Source organism: Mesorhizobium sp. B2-3-7, assembly GCF_006442695.1.
In the GTDB taxonomy this organism is placed as follows: domain Bacteria; phylum Pseudomonadota; class Alphaproteobacteria; order Rhizobiales; family Rhizobiaceae; genus Mesorhizobium.
The window spans coordinates 84,282-101,284 of record NZ_VFVV01000015.1 but is presented as its reverse complement, the minus strand read 5'-3'; the positions used below and the strand labels follow the sequence as shown (position 1 = coordinate 101,284).

Genomic DNA, 17,003 nt, shown 5'->3' with positions numbered 1-17,003 from the left:
CGGAAACTCAAGGGCAAAGATCAGTCTTCTTCGCGCAACCACGCGGCGGGCCGGCTTTTCGTGCAAACCTTGCCCGCACCTGTGTGAGAGAGCTGAAAACCAGGGCAGTATCCGTCAGGGAACCAGTATGGTCGTGCCTGTCGTGCGGCGCCCTTCAAGATCCGCGTGCGCCTTGCCCGCATCCTTGAGTGCATAACGCTGGTTGATCTTGATCTCGACGGCGCCGCTGAGCACGACCTCGAACAAGGCCGCGGCCGAGGCGTCCAGATCCTCGCGTTTTGCATTGTAGACGAACAACGTCGGCCTTGTGGCGAACAAGGATCCTTTCTGCGCCAGCAGCGACATCGAGAATGGCGGGATCGGTCCCGACGACTGGCCGAAGCTGACGAACATGCCGAGCGGCTTCAGGCAGTCGAGCGAGGCCGGGAATGTGTCATTGCCGACGGAATCGTAGACGACATCGCATTTTTTGCCGCCGGTGATGGCCGCGACGCCGGCAACGAAATCCTGCTCCTTGTAGTTGATGACATGGTCGAAGCCGTGTGCCTTGGCGAGTTCGATCTTGTCGTTCGAACTTGCCGTGCCGATAACGGTCGCGCCCAGATGCTTCGCCCATTGGCCGAGAATGAGCCCCACGCCGCCGGCTGCCGCATGGAACAGGATGGTGTCGCCTGCCTTGACCTTGAAGGTCCGGCGCAAGAGATATTCGGCGGTCATGCCTTTCAGCATCATTGCTGCCGCCTGCTCGTCGCTGATGCCGTCCGGCACCTTGACGACCTTGCTGGCATCGATGACGCGCTCCTGCGCATAGGCGCCTGTGGTGACGGCATAGGCGATCCGGTCGCCGGGCTTCAGCCAGTCAACGCCCTCGCCCACAGTCAGGACCAAACCGGCGGCCTCGCTGCCGGGAATAAGCGGAAACCCGCCGGGCGGCGGATAGAGACCGGAGCGATGATAGACGTCGATGAAATTGAGGCCGATTGCCGTGTGCCTGACCAGGATCTGCCCTGATCCCGGTTGGCCGGGATCGGTGTCCTCATAGGTCAGGACTTCCGGACCGCCATGGGCGTGGATGCGGACTGCTTTGGGCATGGTGGGCTTCCTTGAGAAATTTGCCGATCAGGCTTTTTTGGCACCGAGATTTGGAAAGAACTGCATGATGCCGCCGATACAGGCGAGATAGAGCCCGGTAACGGTAATGCCAATCTTTATGAAGGTGCTGACCTGCGCGCCCAGCACGCCGATCTGGTCATAGAAGGCGGCGAGTGCCGCTTGCGCAAGCGCAAGCGCGCCGAAAGCGCACCACAAAAGAGTCATTGCGAGATTGATGCGCCGCAGCCGCACCACCCTAACCGGATGGATGAAGTTGATCGGAACGAATGTCAGGATGCCCGCCACCACGACCACCGCGAACGAGACCCATTGTCCCGGCTCGATGACGAAGAGCGTGAACACCACCATGTTCCAGACAACGGGGAATCCCTTGAAGAAATTCTCCTTCGTCTTCATGCCGGTGTCTGCATAGTAGATCGCGCTGGACACCACGATGATGGCCGCCGACAGGAACGACAGGCCCTCGCCCATGAAGCCGCGCTGATAGAGCGCGAAGGCCGGGATCAGAACATAGGTGACATAGTCGATGATGTTGTCGAGGAGCTCGCCCGACCATGTTGGCAGGATTTCCTTGACCTCGAGCTTGCGCGCGATCGGCCCGTCTATGCCGTCGACGAACAGCGCCAGCCCCAGCCACCAGAACATGGCCGTCCAGCGCTCCTCGCTCGCCGCCACCAGCGACAGGAAGGCCAGGAACGAACCCGAGGCGGTCAGGAGATGCACCGAAAAAGCGCGCGCCTGCGGCCAGGTGACTTTCTTCTTCGGCCGCGGAATCCGGTCGGCGATTTTCTTGGCGGCTTTCCTGGCCGTTGTGTTCTTGCTCACGGGCCCTGCCAGTCCAGCTTGCAGATTTCGGCTGAACGGCCGCCGAAATTCCAGTTGCGACCAAAGGCTCGCATCTTGCTCTTGTCGGACTTGGCCACGATGATCTCCGGCGCGATCCAATATTCCGAATTGCTGATCACCGTGTCCTTGTCGCGGTCCTTGCCGACAATTGGCGTGACCGCCCCATCGATGATCTTCGGTATCTGGAAGATACGCGTCTTGTCGCGTGTCTCATAGGTAATCGGCACTTGTTCGACACCGAGGAATTTGCCGACGAGGATCGAAAGCAGCGACGTCGTCCCGCCCGCCTTGCCGGTGAAGATCTTCGTCAACGCCTTGACCGCATAGATCGAGGCTCTGACGTCGATGAACAGGCCGGCGGTCCAGTTGCCGCGGCTCATATAGCCGGGGATTTCCATGATCAGCCCGAGATTAAGCCCTGACAGGTCGACCTCTCCGAAATGACCGGCATCGATACGGAAACCCGCCCAGGTCTGGCAATAGCCTTCGGTCGGAGGATGGCTGCCCAGCGACAGCACGCAAGGGCAAAAAACCGTGCAATTGCAGGAGAGTACGAGCTCCCCCTTCATTGCCCAGCTCGGATCCGTCATCGAGTTTCCCCCACTCATAGCGAGACTACTAGCAGCGCGGCTGCCCAGACAAGCAGTATCGCACCGGCCAGCCGGGTTGGAAGCCTGCCCGCGGCTTGTTTTTCGATCAGGGTGAACAGGCCGATCAGCGCCATCCAGAAGACGTTCATCACGCCCACGGCGAACATCACCAGCATCAGTGCCCAGCAACAGCCAAGGCACCAGATGCCTTGCGCGACGCCGAGCCGGAAAATGGCTGCAGGCCGCGCGCTCCAGTTGGCAAACAGGATCGCGAAGGGGTTCCTGCATTTCTTCAGGCAGCCCTCCTTCAGGCCACTGAACTGGTAGAGGCCGGCGACCAGCAAGGCGACAGCGCCGGCAATGCCCAGAACCGGATCGAACATCTGGCCTGACGAGGCGAACGCATCGATGGCGAGCGTCAGCGCCGCAAACCCAGCCGACGCGGCCAGCCATGTCGAGAGATAGCCGGCGACCAGCACCAGCGGATGGACGACCGGCTCATGCCTGATCCTGGCCGTATCGGCGATCTCGCAATAGGTTCGGATCATCGGCGCCGCCGAGGGCAGCATCGTCGCGGTCGCCATCAGGAACCACATTGCCGTCAGCGCACCGGCGCGCGGGCCGATATCTCCGTCCAGGGGCGCGGCCGAGAGGCAGAGGGCGAAGAACCGGGCCACGGAATCGGGCAACGGCAGCTGCGGCAGGGTTTTCAACAAGGCGTCGCCGGGCGCGCCGATACCCGCGGCGCGTCCCTCCGCGGCGCGGACCGCCATTGCGGCCAGGGACAGCCAGGCAAGCAGGATGCCGGCGCCGACAACGAGGTTCACCGTCAAACGCGGGTTGCGTGCGATATCGGCCGTCGCACGGCCTGCGCTGTCGAGATGGCTGAAGTCGTCCTGGCGGCCGGTCATGACCTTCGAATGGGCCGAATCGCCCCGTTGATCAAGCCGTATGACCTGACCTATATGCTCATCGAGTGGCGGGGCGCGTGCGCTGCCCCGCATCGCAAGCCGGAAGTCGATCTTGGAGCATCAGAAAACAGCACGGATACTCATCGCCGGCACGGGGCCGGCAGGGCTGATCGCCGCGCTCGGTTTCGCCGATGCCGGCTTTCCGGTGACGCTCGTCGGGCCGGAGGCATCCGCCCGCGATGGCCGCACGACGGCACTGATGAACCCTGCCTTGAAGGTGCTTGAGCGGCTGGGCGTCCTCGCCGACATCAAGCCGCAGGCCGCGCCCCTCAAGGTGATGCGCATCGTCGACGCGACCAACCGGTTGATCCGCAGTCCGGTCGTCACCTTCCGCGCCAGCGAGATCGACGAGGATCAGTTCGGGCTCAACCTGCCCAATAGCGTCCTCATTCCCGCGCTCGCCGGCAGGGTTGCCGCGCATTCCGGGATCGCGTGGCTGACATCCATGGTCGATGCCTGGCATCTCGGCGCCGATAAGGCTCGCGCGGCCCTTGCCGACGGCAGCGTGATCGAAGCATCCCTGGCGGTTGCCGCCGACGGACGCCTGTCGCCGGCGCGCCAGGCGGCGGGCATCTCGACCGCCGCCCGGACTTATCCCCAGGCAGCGCTGGTGCTCAACTTCTCCCACGGCCGCGATCATGCCTTCACCTCGACCGAGTTCCATACCGAAACCGGTCCGTTCACGCAGGTTCCGCTGCCCGGCAACCGCTCGAGCCTGGTCTGGGTGGTCAAGCCGGAAACCGCCACGGAACTTGCCGCGCTGGACGATGCGACGTTGTCGCTGCGGGTCGAACAGCGGATGCAGTCCATGCTGGGCCGGGTGACGGTCGAGCCAGGCCGGCAGGTCTATCCGCTTGCAACGGCGACGCCGCTGCGTTTTGCGCGCGACCGGGTGGCGCTTGTCGGCGAAGCCGCCCACGTATTTCCGCCGATCGGCGCGCAAGGGCTCAATCTTGGCATCAGGGATATCGACGATCTTATTGGAATCGCGAATGAAAATTATGAAGACCCAGGGGCCGCGAAAGCCCTCGCCATCTATGACTTCAAGCGCCGGCCCGATATTCTGGCGCGCAGCAGCGCGGTCAATCTACTGAACATGTCGCTGCTTTCCGACCTGCTGCCGGCGCAGATGGCGCGCGGTGCCGGGCTCGGCGTGCTTGGTGGTTTTGCACCGCTTCGCGCTTTCTTCATGCGCGAAGGGCTCCGTCCCGGCAGCGGGTTTGCGGCGCTTGGCGGTGGCTTGGGAAAGCAAGCGCGCCAGCAGTGAGCTTGCGAACACATTTGCTGCCGGCAGGCATCGATGGCCGGCAACTCGCCCACAATCTTTGCTCCGTATCACACGCAGCTTGAGGACGCTCAAAGCTTCGGGATTGAATTGATTCGGAGTCTGCGCCAAATAAAGCTAAGGAATTCAGTGGTGAGTACGATGAGAACAGCCAAATTCGCGATCGGACAGGTGGTTCGCCATCGGCTGTTTCCGTTCCGGGGCATCATTTTCGATGTCGATCCGCAATTCGCCAATACGGAGGAATGGTACGAGGCGATCCCCGTCGACGTGCGCCCGCGCAAGGACCAGCCGTTCTACCATCTGCTCGCCGAGAATTCGGAAACCGAGTACATCGCCTATGTGTCCGAGCAGAATCTGCTCGAGGACCAATCGGGAGAACCGGTCCGCCACCCGCAGATCAAGGAAATGTTCGACAAAAAGCCGGACGGACGCTACGAACCGAAACGGCAGTCCAGGCATTGATCACCTCAGGCACTGATCAGTGAGTCAGGTGCAGAAGCAAAAAAGCGGGGCATGACCCCGCTTTTTTGTGGCTTTGAGAATGCCCGAACCGATCAGTTCGCGGTCTTCGCCTTGTCCTGCTCTTCCTTGAGCTTCTTGGCGAAGTCCTGGTTGTTCTTGGCGACGAAATCCTGGAGCTTCTTCTGCCGGTCCTCGATGTCCGACTGCTGCAGCGGCGGGCCGTCATAGGCGCCGCTGAAGCCCTGCAGCGCGACCTTGATCGGATTGGGCTGGTTCTGGAAATTGATCGAGGTCAAGGTGAGCGCCTGGCCCTTCTTGAAGGAGGCGACGAGCTGGTCGGTCAGCGGCACTTCCGCCACGCAGCGGTCGGGGAAGCAGACCACATATTCAAGCTTCTGCGTTTTGCCGGTATCGATCTGGAGGCCAATGCCGGCACCAACCAGACGACCGGTCGGAACCGTCACCTGGAAGACCTTGCGGTTCACCTTGCCTTTCAGCTCGATCAGGCTCACGCCGGTGACCAACTGGCCGTTGCCGGCGGTGGTGATGTTCTGCACGTTGCAGATGTCGACGTCTTCCTGCTTTGTGCAAGCCTTGAACCAGCCCTGCGGGATCTGTTGTTGCTGCTGTGCGGAAGCAACGGGAATTGCCGCGCCCAGAAAGCCGATCACGCCAGCGGCCATGACCGACAGGCGGTACGCATTGCTGTTCAGGCTCGTCATGTCGTGCACTTCCTCTCAAATGATCCCGGGGACCCGCTTCTTCGCGCCATGTGGTCCAGCTACCTGTTGCCGAAATGAGGCAACAGAATGACTTCGGACGGCGTGTTACACTGCAAGCGGTGCCGAATCCAGCCTGCAATCTGCGATTCTTGGCAACGAACATTGGCGGTGCCTCATGCTAGTGTGCGCACCGAATCATCAAGCCGACCCGGTAAGGAGACGGTCATGGGCCGCGTTCTCGTTTGGCTGATCACCGCGACATCATTTTTCGTCCTTTCGTCCCTGCCGGCGGCGTCGGAACCCAAATATGCAATTGCCATGCAGGGTGAGCCGGCCCTACCGCCCGACTATGCGCATTTCGACTACGTCAATCCCGACGCGCCGAAGGGCGGCAGCATCACCTATTGCGTCGTCGGCAGTTTCGACAATCTCAACCCCTTCATCCTGAAGAGCCTGCGCACCACGGCGCGCGGCATGATGGACACGATCTTCGGCAATCTGGTCTTCGAGCCGCTGATGCAGCGCAATGCCGACGAGGCCTTCACGCTCTATGGCTTGCTTGCCGAGTCGGCTGACATGGATCCCGAGCGCAAGAGCATCGAATTCCATCTCAACCCGAATGCCAAATGGTCGGACGGCCAGCCGGTGACGCCGGAGGACGTGCTGTTCACCTATGATGCCTACACCCAGAAAGGCCGTCCGCCCTACAGCGACCGCATGGCCAGGATTGCCAAGCTTGAGAAGACCGGCGACCACAGCGTGCGGTTCACCTTCAACGACAAGGCCGATCGCGAATTTCCGCTGATCATCGCGCTGACGCCGATCATCCCCAAGCACGCCTTCGACATCGAGACTTTCGACAGGACGACGCTGAAGCCGTTGATCGGCAGCGGCCCCTACAGGATCGCACAGGTGACGCCCGGCCAGCGCATCGTTTTCAAGCGCAACCCGGACTATTGGGGCAAGGATATTCCGGCCAAGCGCGGCTTCGACAATTACGACCAGATCACCATCGAATATTTCCTCAACGCCAATGCCAAGCTCGAGGCGTTCAAGAAAGGCCTTTGCGCCATCGACGACGACAGCGATCCGGTGAAGCGCGAACGCGATCTGGATTTTCCCGCTTTCCATAGGGGAGAGGTGGTTGCCGAAACTTTCGACACCGGTATTCCACCCGTCGTGACCGGTTTCCTGTTCAACACGAGGCTGCCGAAATTCTCGAACCCCGTGGTGCGTCAGGCGCTCGGCATGCTCTACGACTTCGAATGGGCCAACAAGAACCTGTTTGGCGGCAAATACGCGCGAACGATGAGCTACTGGCAGAATTCCGAGCTTTCGGCGCTCGGCCATCCGGCCGACGACAGGGAAAAAGCGTTGCTGGCGCCCTACCCCGGCCGCGTGCCGGCCGACGTCATGGACGGAACCTGGCGGCCGCCGGTGACCGATGGCTCGGGCCAGGACCGAAAGGTGCTGAAAGCGGCTTTCGATCTCCTGAAAAGCATCGGCTACCACCTGCAGGGCGGCACGATGCTCGACCCCGAGGGCAAGCCCTTCGGCTTCGAGATCCTGACCGCCTCGCAGGACGAGGAGCGTCTCGCCGGCATCTACCAGCGCACGCTGGAAAAGATCGGCATCGATGTCTCCATCCGCAGCCTCGACGGCGACCAGATACAGTCGCGCAAGCAGCGTTTCGATTTCGAGGTGCTGATCGGCTCGAGCGGCTTCAACAATTCGCTCTCGCCCGGCATCGAGCAGATCGGGCGTTGGTCATCCTCCGCCGCCAAGGCTGAAGGTTCGTTCAACCTCGCCGGCGTCGCCGATCCCGCGGTGGACGCTGCGATCGAGGCCATGTTGCGCGCCCGCACCAAGGAGGATTACGTCGCCGCCGTGCGCGTTCTCGACCGGTTGCTGATCTCCGGCAACTACATGGTGCCGATGCAGCACAACACGCAGCAATGGATCGCTTACTGGAATTATCTGGACCATCCGCAAAAGACGCCCATATTCGGTTACCAGTTGCCGACCTGGTGGCGAAAGCCGAACTGAGCATAGGCCCAGGAGTGGAAGCCCGGTAAGTGCACGGCGCCCGAACGTTCAGGAGATCGAGATGAGCCAAGCGAATACGATCACCATAGACGTGGTGTCCGACGTCGTGTGCCCATGGTGCTTCATCGGCCAGAAGCGGCTGGATAAGGCGGTCGCCGCCGCCGGCGAGGTGGATGTGCATATACGCTGGCGGCCGTTCCAGCTCGATCCGACCATTCCGCCGGAAGGCAAGGATCGCCGCGAGTATATGCTGGCCAAGTTCGGCAGCGACGAACACATTCGCCAGATCCACGCCCGTATCGAGCCGCTCGGTGAAGCCGAAGGCATTTCCTTCGCTTTCGGCGCCATCAAGGTCGCGCCCAACACGCTTGATGCCCATCGCGTCATTCGCTGGGCCGGTGCGGCCGGCGAAGACGTGCAGAACCGGCTGGTGCGCCGCCTGTTCCAGCTGAACTTCGAAGAAGGCGCCAACATCGGCGATCACGCCGTGCTGGTCGAGGCGGCGCGCGAGACCGGAATGGACGCATCCGTTGTCGAGACGCTCTTGCCGACCGATGCCGATGTCGAGGCGGTTCGCACCGAGATCGCCACCGCGTCGCGCATGGGCATATCAGGCGTGCCATGCTTCCTGCTGGAGGGCAAATACGCGGTGATGGGCGCGCAGGACGTCGACACGCTCGCCGACGCCATCCGCCAGGTAGCCGCCGCCAAGGCGCGTGGCGAACTGGAAAAAGTCGACTGAACCCGATCTTCAACGCAGGATTTTCAAGCAGCCCTCCCCGGGCGTGAGGCAACGCCTGGCCCCGGTGGGTTCCGCGATCATTGGCTTTGCCGGCGTCGCGGCCTGCCTTGATGCCGCCGGTCCGGTCGATCGCTGGCTTGCCCAGCGTCTCAGGTCATTTCCGGACTTCCGGCGGGGACATGCCGGCGAGGAATCAGGCGTCCAGGGCGACGTGTTTTCCGGAATTTTGATTAGCCTGCAATGAAAAGCCGGCTTGCCGGGCAGCCCAAGCGGGTCACAAATTCGTGCGAACGCCTTCCCTAGGGGAAGGTAGAAACGTCGCGCTCTGATGCCGCGTAATTACCTGACATCACTAGCTTAAACCGGCTTTTCGTCGGCTTTGGCGCGACGCTCGGGAAGCCGAACCTGTTGCCCTGCAGCCACGGCATCCACCTCAATCCCGCTGCCCCCCTATAAAAATTAATGGAAAATGATCAATTGGTGTTACCATCCGTAACAATACAAAAAAGGTTTGGGCGGGATTGTGATTCGGGTCGACAGACCACCGCAACTGTCAGGAACAGATGGACTACACAGCGATGCCGCAAGGCGGTCGCTTCTGACCCCGGTTTCCTCGATGCGCAGCTTCTGGGGCCTGATGCGGGCCTACTGGGTCTCGGACCGGTGGAAGGAGGCCTGGACGCTGACGCTGGTGATCGCGCTGCTCACCGCTCTGTCCAGCAAGGCCGGCGTCTGGTTCGCAGAAGCATCCGGGGAACTGGTCAACTCGATCGCCTTCTTCCACGACGCCGCCAACACCACCCCTCTCCAGACGCTTTTGGCCAATGCCGGTATTTTGGTGCTGCTGGTCGTGCTCAAGGACGCCGGCTTCACGGGCATCCGCAATCTCGTCTCAGCAACCTTGCACCGCAAATGGCGCGGTTGGCTCGACAGCCGTTTCAACGAGGCGCTGCTGGACGGCAACCACACCCATTTCCACGCCCAGCATGCCTCGACCGGCAATGGCGCGCCGGCCCCCGACAACATCGATCAGCGCGTCCAGGAATCGATCAAGGACATGACGGGCGGCGCCATCGGGCTGGCCATGGGTGTGCTGGGTGTCGCCACCTCGCTCTATTTCGTCGGCCAGAAGCTGCTCGAGACCTCCGTCGAGGTAAAGGGGCTCGAATTCCTCGGCAGCTATGGCAGCGCCATCCTCGCCCTCCTTGCCGTCGCCATCTATGTGCCGCTCAACACTTGGATCGCGGTAAAGCTCGGTGGCATGCTCGAGCGTCTCAATGTCAGGATGCAGCAGGCCGAAGGCAGTTACCGTGGCGAGCTGACGACATTCCTGCGCCGCAGCTTCCATGTCGCGGCCTCGCGCGGCGAAGGCGTGCAGAGGACCATGCATGGCCGCCTCTATGGCGATATTGACGGCACATGGACGCGGCTCAACATCGTCAACACCGTCTACATGTCGTTCGAGCTGATCTACAATTTCATCGGCGCCCGCATTGTCGCCTATGGACCGGGCCTTGTGCCGTTCATCCACAACGGCTTCGACCTGAAGGGCTACATAACCGGCTCCGAACTGGTCAATTCGCTGATCGGCCAATGTTCGTGGTTCATCCATGTCATGCCCGCCATCGCCACCCTGCGCGCCAACAGCCAGCGTGTCACCGAGTTGGCCAATGCGATCGAGAACGTTCAGCACCCCCAGGAATTCTACAGCCAGAGCGGCCGTTCCGACTTCCGCTACGCCAGCCAGAACCCGGTTTTTGGCTTGACCATCCAGAAGCTCGAACTGGCGCATCAGGGTGAGGACGCAACGCCTTTCCTCGTAGCGGCGAACCTGCGCTTCCGGCGCGGCGAATGGACCTTCCTGAAAGGCGAATCCGGCTGCGGCAAGACCTCGCTGATCAAGGCCATCAACGGCCTGTGGCCCTACGGCCGCGGCACCATCGTCTTCCCCGAAGGGGTGAAGAGTTTCTATGCAGCCCAGGAGGTCAAGCTGCAGCAGGTGACCCTGAAGCAGCTGGTCTGCCTGCCGGGCTCCGAGCACGACCATGGCGACGCGCAGGTCGCGTCCGCGCTGCACAAGGCGGGTCTGGGCGACTTCATCGAGAATATGGGCGACGAAAGCCGCGAAGGCAAAAGCTGGGATCAGGTCCTGTCCGGCGGTCAGAAACAGAAGCTGGTGGTGGCCCGCATCGTGCTCCATCAACCCGGGCTACTATTCCTGGACGAGGCGACCGGCGCACTCGATCCGGAGGGCAAGGTTGCCTTCCACCAGGCGATCAAGGACAACTGCCCCGATGTAACGGTGATCAGCGTCATGCATGAAGCGGTGGCGCCGCGATCGGTCACCGGCGCCGAGTTCTACCACTCGATCGTCGCGATCGCGGACGGCGTCGCCACCAAGAAGCCGCTGGTGCCGAGCCTGCCTCCCGAGCTCACCACCATTCTCGCACAGCCAGGGCCGGTGCCAAGGCCGGTCGACGACAAATGGCTGCGTTTTCCGCGCCGGCTGAAGCAGAAGTAGCCGGACTCGCCGCGGCATAGGCCGTCCAGCCATTTTACCGTTTCGGCGCGATACGCTTCAGCGATCACAGTCTCGCGACTGGGGCATGTTGCCCGCATTTTCCTCGATCACCTCGATTGACAGGGCAAGGCGAGCTCCTATGTTGCGCCCGCTCGCAGACATCAAACTCGAACCCGCGAGCGGAAAGGTCACCGCGCCATGCCTGGCGACAGTCACAGTCGAACGCAACCGCCGTCCGCCCTGACGTGACCTCGACGGTTCACGTCTTGCCGGACGGCAAGGAGTGAACCATGAACGATTTTTCCCCCGTAGCGGACGACGAGGCCGTCGCCATCGCCCGCGTCCTTGCAAACGACCATGTCGCAGACGTGGTCGAAGCGCTCAACCGCGAGTCGCGCGAAACGGCGACCGAGCTGCTTTGCGAAGTGCCGTTCGAACGGCTGGTCGATATCTTCGACCAGCCGGAGCTCGAGGGCGCGCCCGAGCTGGCGGAGGCCTTGCCTCGCGCCAAGGCGGGCAAGCTGCTTACCGCCATGTCGGTCGATCGCGCTGCCGACATCCTGCGCGATCTTGACGAACCCGCCCGTTCCGAGCTGCTCGGCGTGCTGGCGCCCCCGCTGCGCGCAACCCTGCTCTCGATTCTCGGTTACCCCGAAGGCAGTGCCGCTTCGATCATGACGACGGAGTTCGTCAGCGTGCCCTCGGACTGGACCGTCGGCCGCACGCTCGACTACATCCGAAAGGTCGAGCGGACGCGCGAAACCGTCTACGCCATCTACATCGTCGATCCCGAGACGTATCTGCTCATGCGCTCGACCGGCCTGCGCCGGCTTATCACCGGCGAGCCTGACGATTCGATCCTGTCGGTGGCGCCGGACCGCGTGCCGGTGACCGTCACGCCTTTGACCGATCGCGAAACCCTGGCGCAGACGATTTCCAAATACGATCTGCTCGCCGTTCCCGTCGTCGATCACGGCAAGATCCTCGGCATCGTCACCATCGACGACATCATCGACACGATGATCGAGGAGACGACGGAGGACGTGCATCGCTTCGGCGGCATGGAGGCTCTGGACGAGCCCTACATGAAGATGAGCTTCCTCGCCATGATCCAGAAGCGTGCCGGCTGGTTGTGCGCGCTGTTCATCAGCGAGATGCTGACGGCCAACGCGATGCAGAGCTATGAGAGCGAGCTGGAAAAAGCGATCGTGCTGACGCTCTTCATTCCGCTGATCATGAGTTCCGGCGGCAATTCCGGCTCGCAGGCGACCTCGCTGGTCATACGCGCGCTGGCATTGCGCGAGATCGGCCTGCGCGACTGGTGGCGGGTGGCGTTGCGCGAATTGCCCACCGGCCTCCTGCTCGGGGCGATACTCGGCGTCGTCGGCATCTGCCGCATCGCGCTCTGGCAGTATTTCGACTTCTACAACTACGGCCCGCACTGGCCGTTGATCGCCGCGACGGTCGGAGCGGCATTGGTCGGCATCGTCACCTTCGGCTCGCTGTCGGGTTCGATGTTGCCGTTCGCCTTGAAACGCGTCGGCTTCGACCCGGCCAGCGCGTCGGCGCCGTTTGTCGCCACGCTGGTCGATGTCACCGGGCTTGTCATCTATTTCTCGGTGGCGCAGGTGATCCTGCGCGGCACGTTGCTGTAGCAGCTCTCCTAGCTGCGTCGCGGCAAGCACCTTGCCGCGGCGCGTTTGTCCGTCAGTCTACGCGCTCGCCATCCTTCACTCGGTAAGTCGGCTTGTACATGGTCACAAGCTCTTCCGCGGCCGTCGGATGCACGGCCATGGTGCGGTCGAAATCATCCTTGACCAGCCCGGCCTTCAGCGGAATGGCGAGAAGCTGCGCCATCTCGCCGGCATCCGGCCCCAATATGTGCGCGCCGAGTACCTTCTTAGACGCGCCATCGACCACCAGCTTCATCAGCATCTTTTCGTCGCGGCCGGACAAGGTGTGCCGCATCGGACGGAATGCCGCGCGATAGATCTCGATGTCGGGGAAGCGCTTGACCGCCTCGTCTTCCGACAGGCCGACCGTGCCGATCTCCGGCTGCGAGAACACGGCGGTGGCGATCGTGTCGTGGTCGGGCGCGGTCGGGTTGCCCTTGAAGGCGGTCTCGACGAAGCACATCGCCTCGTGGATCGCCACCGGCGTCAGTTGCACGCGATTGGTGACGTCGCCGATCGCCCAGATGTTTTCGACGTTGGTGCGGGAGTACGCGTCGACCTGGATCGCGCCGGTCGCGGTCATCTCGATGCCGATGCCTTCCAGTCCCATATTCTCGGTGTTGGGGATGCGGCCGATGGCGAGCATCACCTGGTCGACCGTCAGCGTCTGGCCGCCGGTGAGCAACGCGTCGAGCCGGCCGTCCGGCCGTTTGCGGATCCATTCCGAGACGGCATGGCAAAGGATCTTGATCCCCTTCTTCTCCATCGTTTCGTGCAGCATGCGCCGCAGGTCCATATCGAAGCGGCTGAGGATCTCCTTGCCGCGATAGACCAGCGTGGTGTCGACGCCCAGGCCATGGAAGATGTTGGCGAATTCGACCGCGATATAGCCGCCGCCTTCGATCATGATCGACTTGGGCAACTGCTTGAGGTCGAAGGCCTCGTTGGAGAAGATGCAGTGTTCGTGGCCGGGCAATGCCGGGTGCGGCGCCGGACGGCCGCCGGTGGCGATCAGGATCTGGTCGGCGGTGACGGTACGGTCCTCGTCCAGAAGACGTACCACATGCGGGTCGACGATCATGGCGCGCGTGTGAAAGGCCTCGCCGCCGGCGCCCTCGACGTTCCTCTTGTAGATCGCCTCCAGCCGGCTGATCTCGCGGTCCTTGTTGGCGACCAGTGTGGGCCAGTCGAAACTGGCTTCCGGCACCGTCCAGCCATAGCCGGCGGCATCGGCGAAATGCTCAGGAAATTGCGAAGCATAGACATAGAGCTTCTTCGGTACGCAGCCTCTGATGACGCAGGTGCCGCCGAAGCGGTATTCCTCGGCGATGCCCACGCGCTTGCCGAGCGCTGCGGCGACGCGCGCCGCCCTCACCCCGCCCGAACCGCCGCCGATGACGAAAAGATCGTAGTCGTAAGCGGCCATTGCGCGGCTCCTTGAGCTTCGGAAAATGTGAGTGACAGGTAGGCCGCAAAGCATAAAAAGAAAAGCCCGGACAAGCCGGGCTTCACAGATGGCCGCAGGGCCGTTTGAAATGGCAGGATCAGTTCTGCGTGTCGTCGGCAGGGGCCGACCCGTCGGCGGGGGCGGCGCCATTCGCAGGCGCAGCCGCATCGGCAGGCGCTGCCGGCGCTTTCGCCTTGGCCGCCGCGGCCAACGTTTCGCCGACCTGCTGGGCGAGGTCACGAGCAAGCCCGTTCTGCCAGATATCGGCCGCTTTCACCAGGTCGCGCGTCACGGCCGGGCCGCTCTCGAGGAGCTTCTTGCCGGAGTCCGAATTGTAGAAGGTCGCGATGTCGTTGAGTTCCTGTTCGGAAAACACCTTCGCATAGGCAAGGGCTGCTTCCTTCTCCAGGTCGGCCCGGCGCGAGGCCAGCGCCAGGGCCTTCTCGCTGATCGTCTTGGCGATCAGCTCCTGCATGTCGGGGTTCTTCTGGATGAGCTGCGATTCGAGGGCGGCGGCGGCTTGCGGCAGGATGTTGTCGAACGGGTCGGTCGCATGGATTGCGGTGACCGCGGCACGCGCCGCCTTCAGGTGCGCTTCCGTGACGTCCTGCGAGAACGCCGGCGAAGAGAAGGCCAAAACGGCCGATGCCGCCAGAAGGACGGAAAAGCGGCGAACCCGGTTATGCAACATCATGGTCGATAGAACTCCCTGTTTTCAGGCGGCATGGACGGTTTGGATGCCATCGCCCCCGGCGATGATGGCCGCTGACGCCAGCCCGATGAAAAGACCGTGCTCGACCACGCCGGGAATGGCGTGGAGAGCATTCGATAGCGCTCTTGTATCCGGAATGCGGCCAAAAGATGCATCGAGGATAAAGTGGCCGCCGTCTGTAACAAAAGCCTGGCCGCCCGTCATCCTCAATGTAACCGGACCGGAAAGGCCGAGCCTTGCAGCCGCCTTGCCGATCGCGATTTCGGTTGCGCGCAGACCGAATGGGTTGACCTCGATGGGCAATGGGAAACGGCCGAGCGTCTCGACCATCTTGGACCGGTCGGCGATGACGATCATGCGAGCGGAAGCCGCCGCGACGATCTTCTCGCGCAGCAATGCGCCGCCGCCGCCCTTGATCAGCGTCAGCGCGGGGTCGACTTCGTCGGCGCCGTCCACGGTGAGATCGAGTTCCGGCGTCTCTTCCAGCGTCGACAGCGGCACGCCAAGTTCGCGGCACAGCGAGGCGGTGCGCTCGGACGTTGGCACGCCGATGATGGTCAGGCCCGTGGCCACCTTGTCGGCAAGCAGCCGCACGAACTCGTCGGCGGTGGTGCCGGTGCCGATGCCGAGCCGCATGCCGTCGGTGACATGGGCAAGGGCCGCCCGCGCGGCTTCGACCTTCAACTGTCTTGCATCCATGCCGCTTTTACCGCCCCGGAACCTGGTGTTTGCGGCTCCTACCATTTTTGCCGGTCCGGTCAAAGCCCTTGCAGCGGCGTAGGTTGATGACGTTCGGCCTCCCGTCAATGGTGTGCCCGCGCGGCCAGCGAGCGATGCGCGAGTAACGTTCATAGGAATTTTTTCTTATATGCCATTGACTGGGTGAAGGCAGTTATGCTACATATTTGCCTATGGTGCAGATTTGCGCCGGGACCCGCCGCACTGGCGGGTTTTTTCATGGCTGGCGGTTCGTCGCGAATGCCCGGTCCGGGGAGCTTGCTTGCCTGAACGAGCCTGCCCGGCGCTTGCCTTGACGCGCCGCAGCCTTTATCGCCTGCCCATTGCATAAACTGCCCAGGATGGATCATGACCCGCCCGATCATCGTGTTTGACCTCGACGGTACGCTGATCGACACAGCACCGGATTTGCTCGACAGCCTGAACCACAGCCTTGCCGCCAGCGCGCTCGCGGCCGTCGACGAAGCCGGCTTCAGGCGCTTCGTCGGCCATGGCGGCCGCGTGATGATCGAACGGGCGCACGCCGCGCAGCAACGGTCGCTCGATGTCGCCGAACACGACCGGCTGCTGAAACTGTTCCTCGACCACTACACCCTCAACATTCCCGGCAAGTCCCGCCCCTACCCCGGCGTCCTCGAGGCGATCGCCCGCTTCGAGAAGGCCGGCTACCTCCTGGCCGTCTGCACCAACAAATACGAGGCCAACTCGCTGGCGCTGATCGAGGCGCTCGGCCTGACCAAACACTTCGCGGCGATTGCCGGACAGGATACCTTCGCCTTCCGCAAACCCGATCCGCGCCACCTCACCGAAACCATCAAGCGCGCCGGCGGCGACCCGCACCGCGCTTTGATGGTCGGCGATTCGCAGACCGACATCGACACCGCGAAAGCCGCCGGCATCCCAGTGGTGGCCGTCGACTTCGGCTACACCGACCGCCACGTGCGCGAGTTCGAGCCCTCGGCGGTAATCTCGCATTTCGACGCGCTGACGCTGGACCTAGCTGAGCGGCTGATCGCCGCGGCGCAACATTGAACGGATAGCGGGCGGCCGGGACAGGTTCAATGACAGTTTCCTGTTTGCGGCGGATGCCTCTAATGATCGAAGTCGGCGCCGCCCCTCATCGCCCTGCCGG

16 protein-coding genes are annotated in these 17,003 nt (G+C 62.6%); 8 read left to right on the top strand and 8 right to left on the bottom strand.

Annotated features, from left to right (window positions below; genetic code table 11):
- Positions 1 to 114: 114 nt before the first annotated feature.
- Genes FJ940_RS24780 through FJ940_RS24765 form a run of 4 tightly spaced genes read right to left on the bottom strand, consistent with a single transcriptional unit; the run spans position 115 to position 3,460 of the window.
- Positions 115 to 1,092, bottom strand: a complete 978-nt coding sequence (locus tag FJ940_RS24780) for a quinone oxidoreductase (RefSeq protein WP_140498604.1) — start codon at positions 1,090 to 1,092, stop codon at positions 115 to 117.
- 27 nt (positions 1,093 to 1,119) lie between these two features.
- Positions 1,120 to 1,938: a phosphatidylcholine synthase gene (gene pcsA / locus FJ940_RS24775; RefSeq protein ID WP_140498605.1), complete on the bottom strand. Its 819-nt coding sequence runs from the start codon at positions 1,936 to 1,938 to the stop codon at positions 1,120 to 1,122.
- Positions 1,935 to 2,549 carry a DUF1326 domain-containing protein gene (locus tag FJ940_RS24770; protein WP_140498606.1) on the bottom strand — a complete coding sequence of 205 codons (615 nt, stop codon included), beginning with the start codon at positions 2,547 to 2,549 and terminating at the stop codon, positions 1,935 to 1,937. Before FJ940_RS24770 ends, pcsA begins: the two co-directional genes overlap by 4 nt.
- A gap of 14 nt (positions 2,550 to 2,563) precedes the next feature.
- Positions 2,564 to 3,460 carry a DUF2182 domain-containing protein gene (locus tag FJ940_RS24765; protein WP_181165344.1) on the bottom strand — a complete coding sequence of 299 codons (897 nt, stop codon included), beginning with the start codon at positions 3,458 to 3,460 and terminating at the stop codon, positions 2,564 to 2,566.
- A 112-nt stretch (positions 3,461 to 3,572) separates the two neighbouring features.
- Between FJ940_RS24765 and FJ940_RS24760 the strand changes: the two genes are divergently transcribed.
- Positions 3,573 to 4,787, top strand: coding sequence for a UbiH/UbiF family hydroxylase (locus FJ940_RS24760; RefSeq protein WP_140498607.1), 1,215 nt, complete (start codon positions 3,573 to 3,575; stop codon positions 4,785 to 4,787).
- 159 nt (positions 4,788 to 4,946) lie between these two features.
- Complete coding sequence (gene hspQ / locus FJ940_RS24755; RefSeq protein ID WP_181165343.1) at positions 4,947 to 5,270, top strand: heat shock protein HspQ; 324 nt, start codon at positions 4,947 to 4,949, stop codon at positions 5,268 to 5,270.
- 92 nt (positions 5,271 to 5,362) lie between these two features.
- Here the strand turns inward: hspQ and FJ940_RS24750 are convergent, their stop codons facing one another.
- Complete coding sequence (locus FJ940_RS24750) at positions 5,363 to 5,992, bottom strand: invasion associated locus B family protein (protein ID WP_140498608.1); 630 nt, start codon at positions 5,990 to 5,992, stop codon at positions 5,363 to 5,365.
- A 225-nt stretch (positions 5,993 to 6,217) separates the two neighbouring features.
- Here FJ940_RS24750 and FJ940_RS24745 point away from each other — a divergent pair, with 225 nt between their 5' ends.
- The 5 genes from FJ940_RS24745 to mgtE all read left to right on the top strand — a co-directional run bounded on the left by FJ940_RS24745 (position 6,218) and on the right by mgtE (position 12,956).
- Positions 6,218 to 8,038, top strand: a complete 1,821-nt coding sequence (locus FJ940_RS24745; protein WP_140658196.1) for an extracellular solute-binding protein — start codon at positions 6,218 to 6,220, stop codon at positions 8,036 to 8,038.
- A 61-nt stretch (positions 8,039 to 8,099) separates the two neighbouring features.
- The gene (locus tag FJ940_RS24740) at positions 8,100 to 8,780 is read left to right on the top strand and encodes a DsbA family protein (protein WP_140498610.1); all 681 of its coding nucleotides are present in this window, start codon (positions 8,100 to 8,102) and stop codon (positions 8,778 to 8,780) included.
- On the top strand, positions 8,755 to 9,024 hold the full coding sequence (locus FJ940_RS24735; protein ID WP_140498611.1) for a hypothetical protein: 270 nt from the start codon (positions 8,755 to 8,757) through the stop codon (positions 9,022 to 9,024). Before FJ940_RS24740 ends, FJ940_RS24735 begins: the two co-directional genes overlap by 26 nt.
- Positions 9,025 to 9,396: 372 nt before the next feature.
- Complete coding sequence (locus tag FJ940_RS24730; RefSeq protein ID WP_181168624.1) at positions 9,397 to 11,301, top strand: ABC transporter ATP-binding protein/permease; 1,905 nt, start codon at positions 9,397 to 9,399, stop codon at positions 11,299 to 11,301.
- Between the two features lie 290 nt (positions 11,302 to 11,591).
- A complete protein-coding gene (gene mgtE / locus FJ940_RS24725; RefSeq protein ID WP_140658194.1) occupies positions 11,592 to 12,956 on the top strand; it encodes a magnesium transporter in 1,365 nt (454 codons plus the stop codon).
- A 52-nt stretch (positions 12,957 to 13,008) separates the two neighbouring features.
- Here the strand turns inward: mgtE and gor are convergent, their stop codons facing one another.
- The 3 genes from gor to rpiA form a co-directional block, all read right to left on the bottom strand.
- Positions 13,009 to 14,400 (bottom strand): glutathione-disulfide reductase, encoded by a 1,392-nt coding sequence (gene gor / locus FJ940_RS24720; protein ID WP_140557202.1) that lies wholly within the window; start codon positions 14,398 to 14,400, stop codon positions 13,009 to 13,011.
- A gap of 118 nt (positions 14,401 to 14,518) precedes the next feature.
- Positions 14,519 to 15,115: a DUF2059 domain-containing protein gene (locus FJ940_RS24715; protein ID WP_140525199.1), complete on the bottom strand. Its 597-nt coding sequence runs from the start codon at positions 15,113 to 15,115 to the stop codon at positions 14,519 to 14,521.
- Positions 15,116 to 15,136: 21 nt separating this feature from the next.
- Positions 15,137 to 15,832 (bottom strand): ribose-5-phosphate isomerase RpiA, encoded by a 696-nt coding sequence (gene rpiA, locus FJ940_RS24710; RefSeq protein WP_140498616.1) that lies wholly within the window; start codon positions 15,830 to 15,832, stop codon positions 15,137 to 15,139.
- A gap of 387 nt (positions 15,833 to 16,219) precedes the next feature.
- Between rpiA and FJ940_RS24705 the strand changes: the two genes are divergently transcribed.
- Complete coding sequence (locus tag FJ940_RS24705; RefSeq protein WP_140498617.1) at positions 16,220 to 16,903, top strand: phosphoglycolate phosphatase; 684 nt, start codon at positions 16,220 to 16,222, stop codon at positions 16,901 to 16,903.
- The last annotated feature ends 100 nt before the right edge of the window (positions 16,904 to 17,003 follow it).

What these genes read in the sequence shown, in the direction of transcription:
- FJ940_RS24780 (WP_140498604.1), bottom strand. Translation starts at nt 1,092, where the DNA reads ATGCCCAAAGCAGTCCGCATCCACGCCCATGGCGGTCCGGAAGTCCTG.
- hspQ (WP_181165343.1), top strand. Translation starts at nt 4,947, where the DNA reads ATGAGAACAGCCAAATTCGCGATCGGACAGGTGGTTCGCCATCGGCTG.
- FJ940_RS24740 (WP_140498610.1), top strand. Translation starts at nt 8,100, where the DNA reads ATGAGCCAAGCGAATACGATCACCATAGACGTGGTGTCCGACGTCGTG.
- FJ940_RS24750 (WP_140498608.1), bottom strand. Translation starts at nt 5,992, where the DNA reads ATGACGAGCCTGAACAGCAATGCGTACCGCCTGTCGGTCATGGCCGCT.
- FJ940_RS24765 (WP_181165344.1), bottom strand. Translation starts at nt 3,460, where the DNA reads ATGACCGGCCGCCAGGACGACTTCAGCCATCTCGACAGCGCAGGCCGT.
- mgtE (WP_140658194.1), top strand. Translation starts at nt 11,592, where the DNA reads ATGAACGATTTTTCCCCCGTAGCGGACGACGAGGCCGTCGCCATCGCC.
- rpiA (WP_140498616.1), bottom strand. Translation starts at nt 15,832, where the DNA reads ATGGATGCAAGACAGTTGAAGGTCGAAGCCGCGCGGGCGGCCCTTGCC.
- FJ940_RS24730 (WP_181168624.1), top strand. Translation starts at nt 9,397, where the DNA reads ATGCGCAGCTTCTGGGGCCTGATGCGGGCCTACTGGGTCTCGGACCGG.
- FJ940_RS24705 (WP_140498617.1), top strand. Translation starts at nt 16,220, where the DNA reads ATGACCCGCCCGATCATCGTGTTTGACCTCGACGGTACGCTGATCGAC.
- FJ940_RS24770 (WP_140498606.1), bottom strand. Translation starts at nt 2,549, where the DNA reads ATGACGGATCCGAGCTGGGCAATGAAGGGGGAGCTCGTACTCTCCTGC.
- FJ940_RS24745 (WP_140658196.1), top strand. Translation starts at nt 6,218, where the DNA reads ATGGGCCGCGTTCTCGTTTGGCTGATCACCGCGACATCATTTTTCGTC.
- gor (WP_140557202.1), bottom strand. Translation starts at nt 14,400, where the DNA reads ATGGCCGCTTACGACTACGATCTTTTCGTCATCGGCGGCGGTTCGGGC.
- FJ940_RS24715 (WP_140525199.1), bottom strand. Translation starts at nt 15,115, where the DNA reads ATGATGTTGCATAACCGGGTTCGCCGCTTTTCCGTCCTTCTGGCGGCA.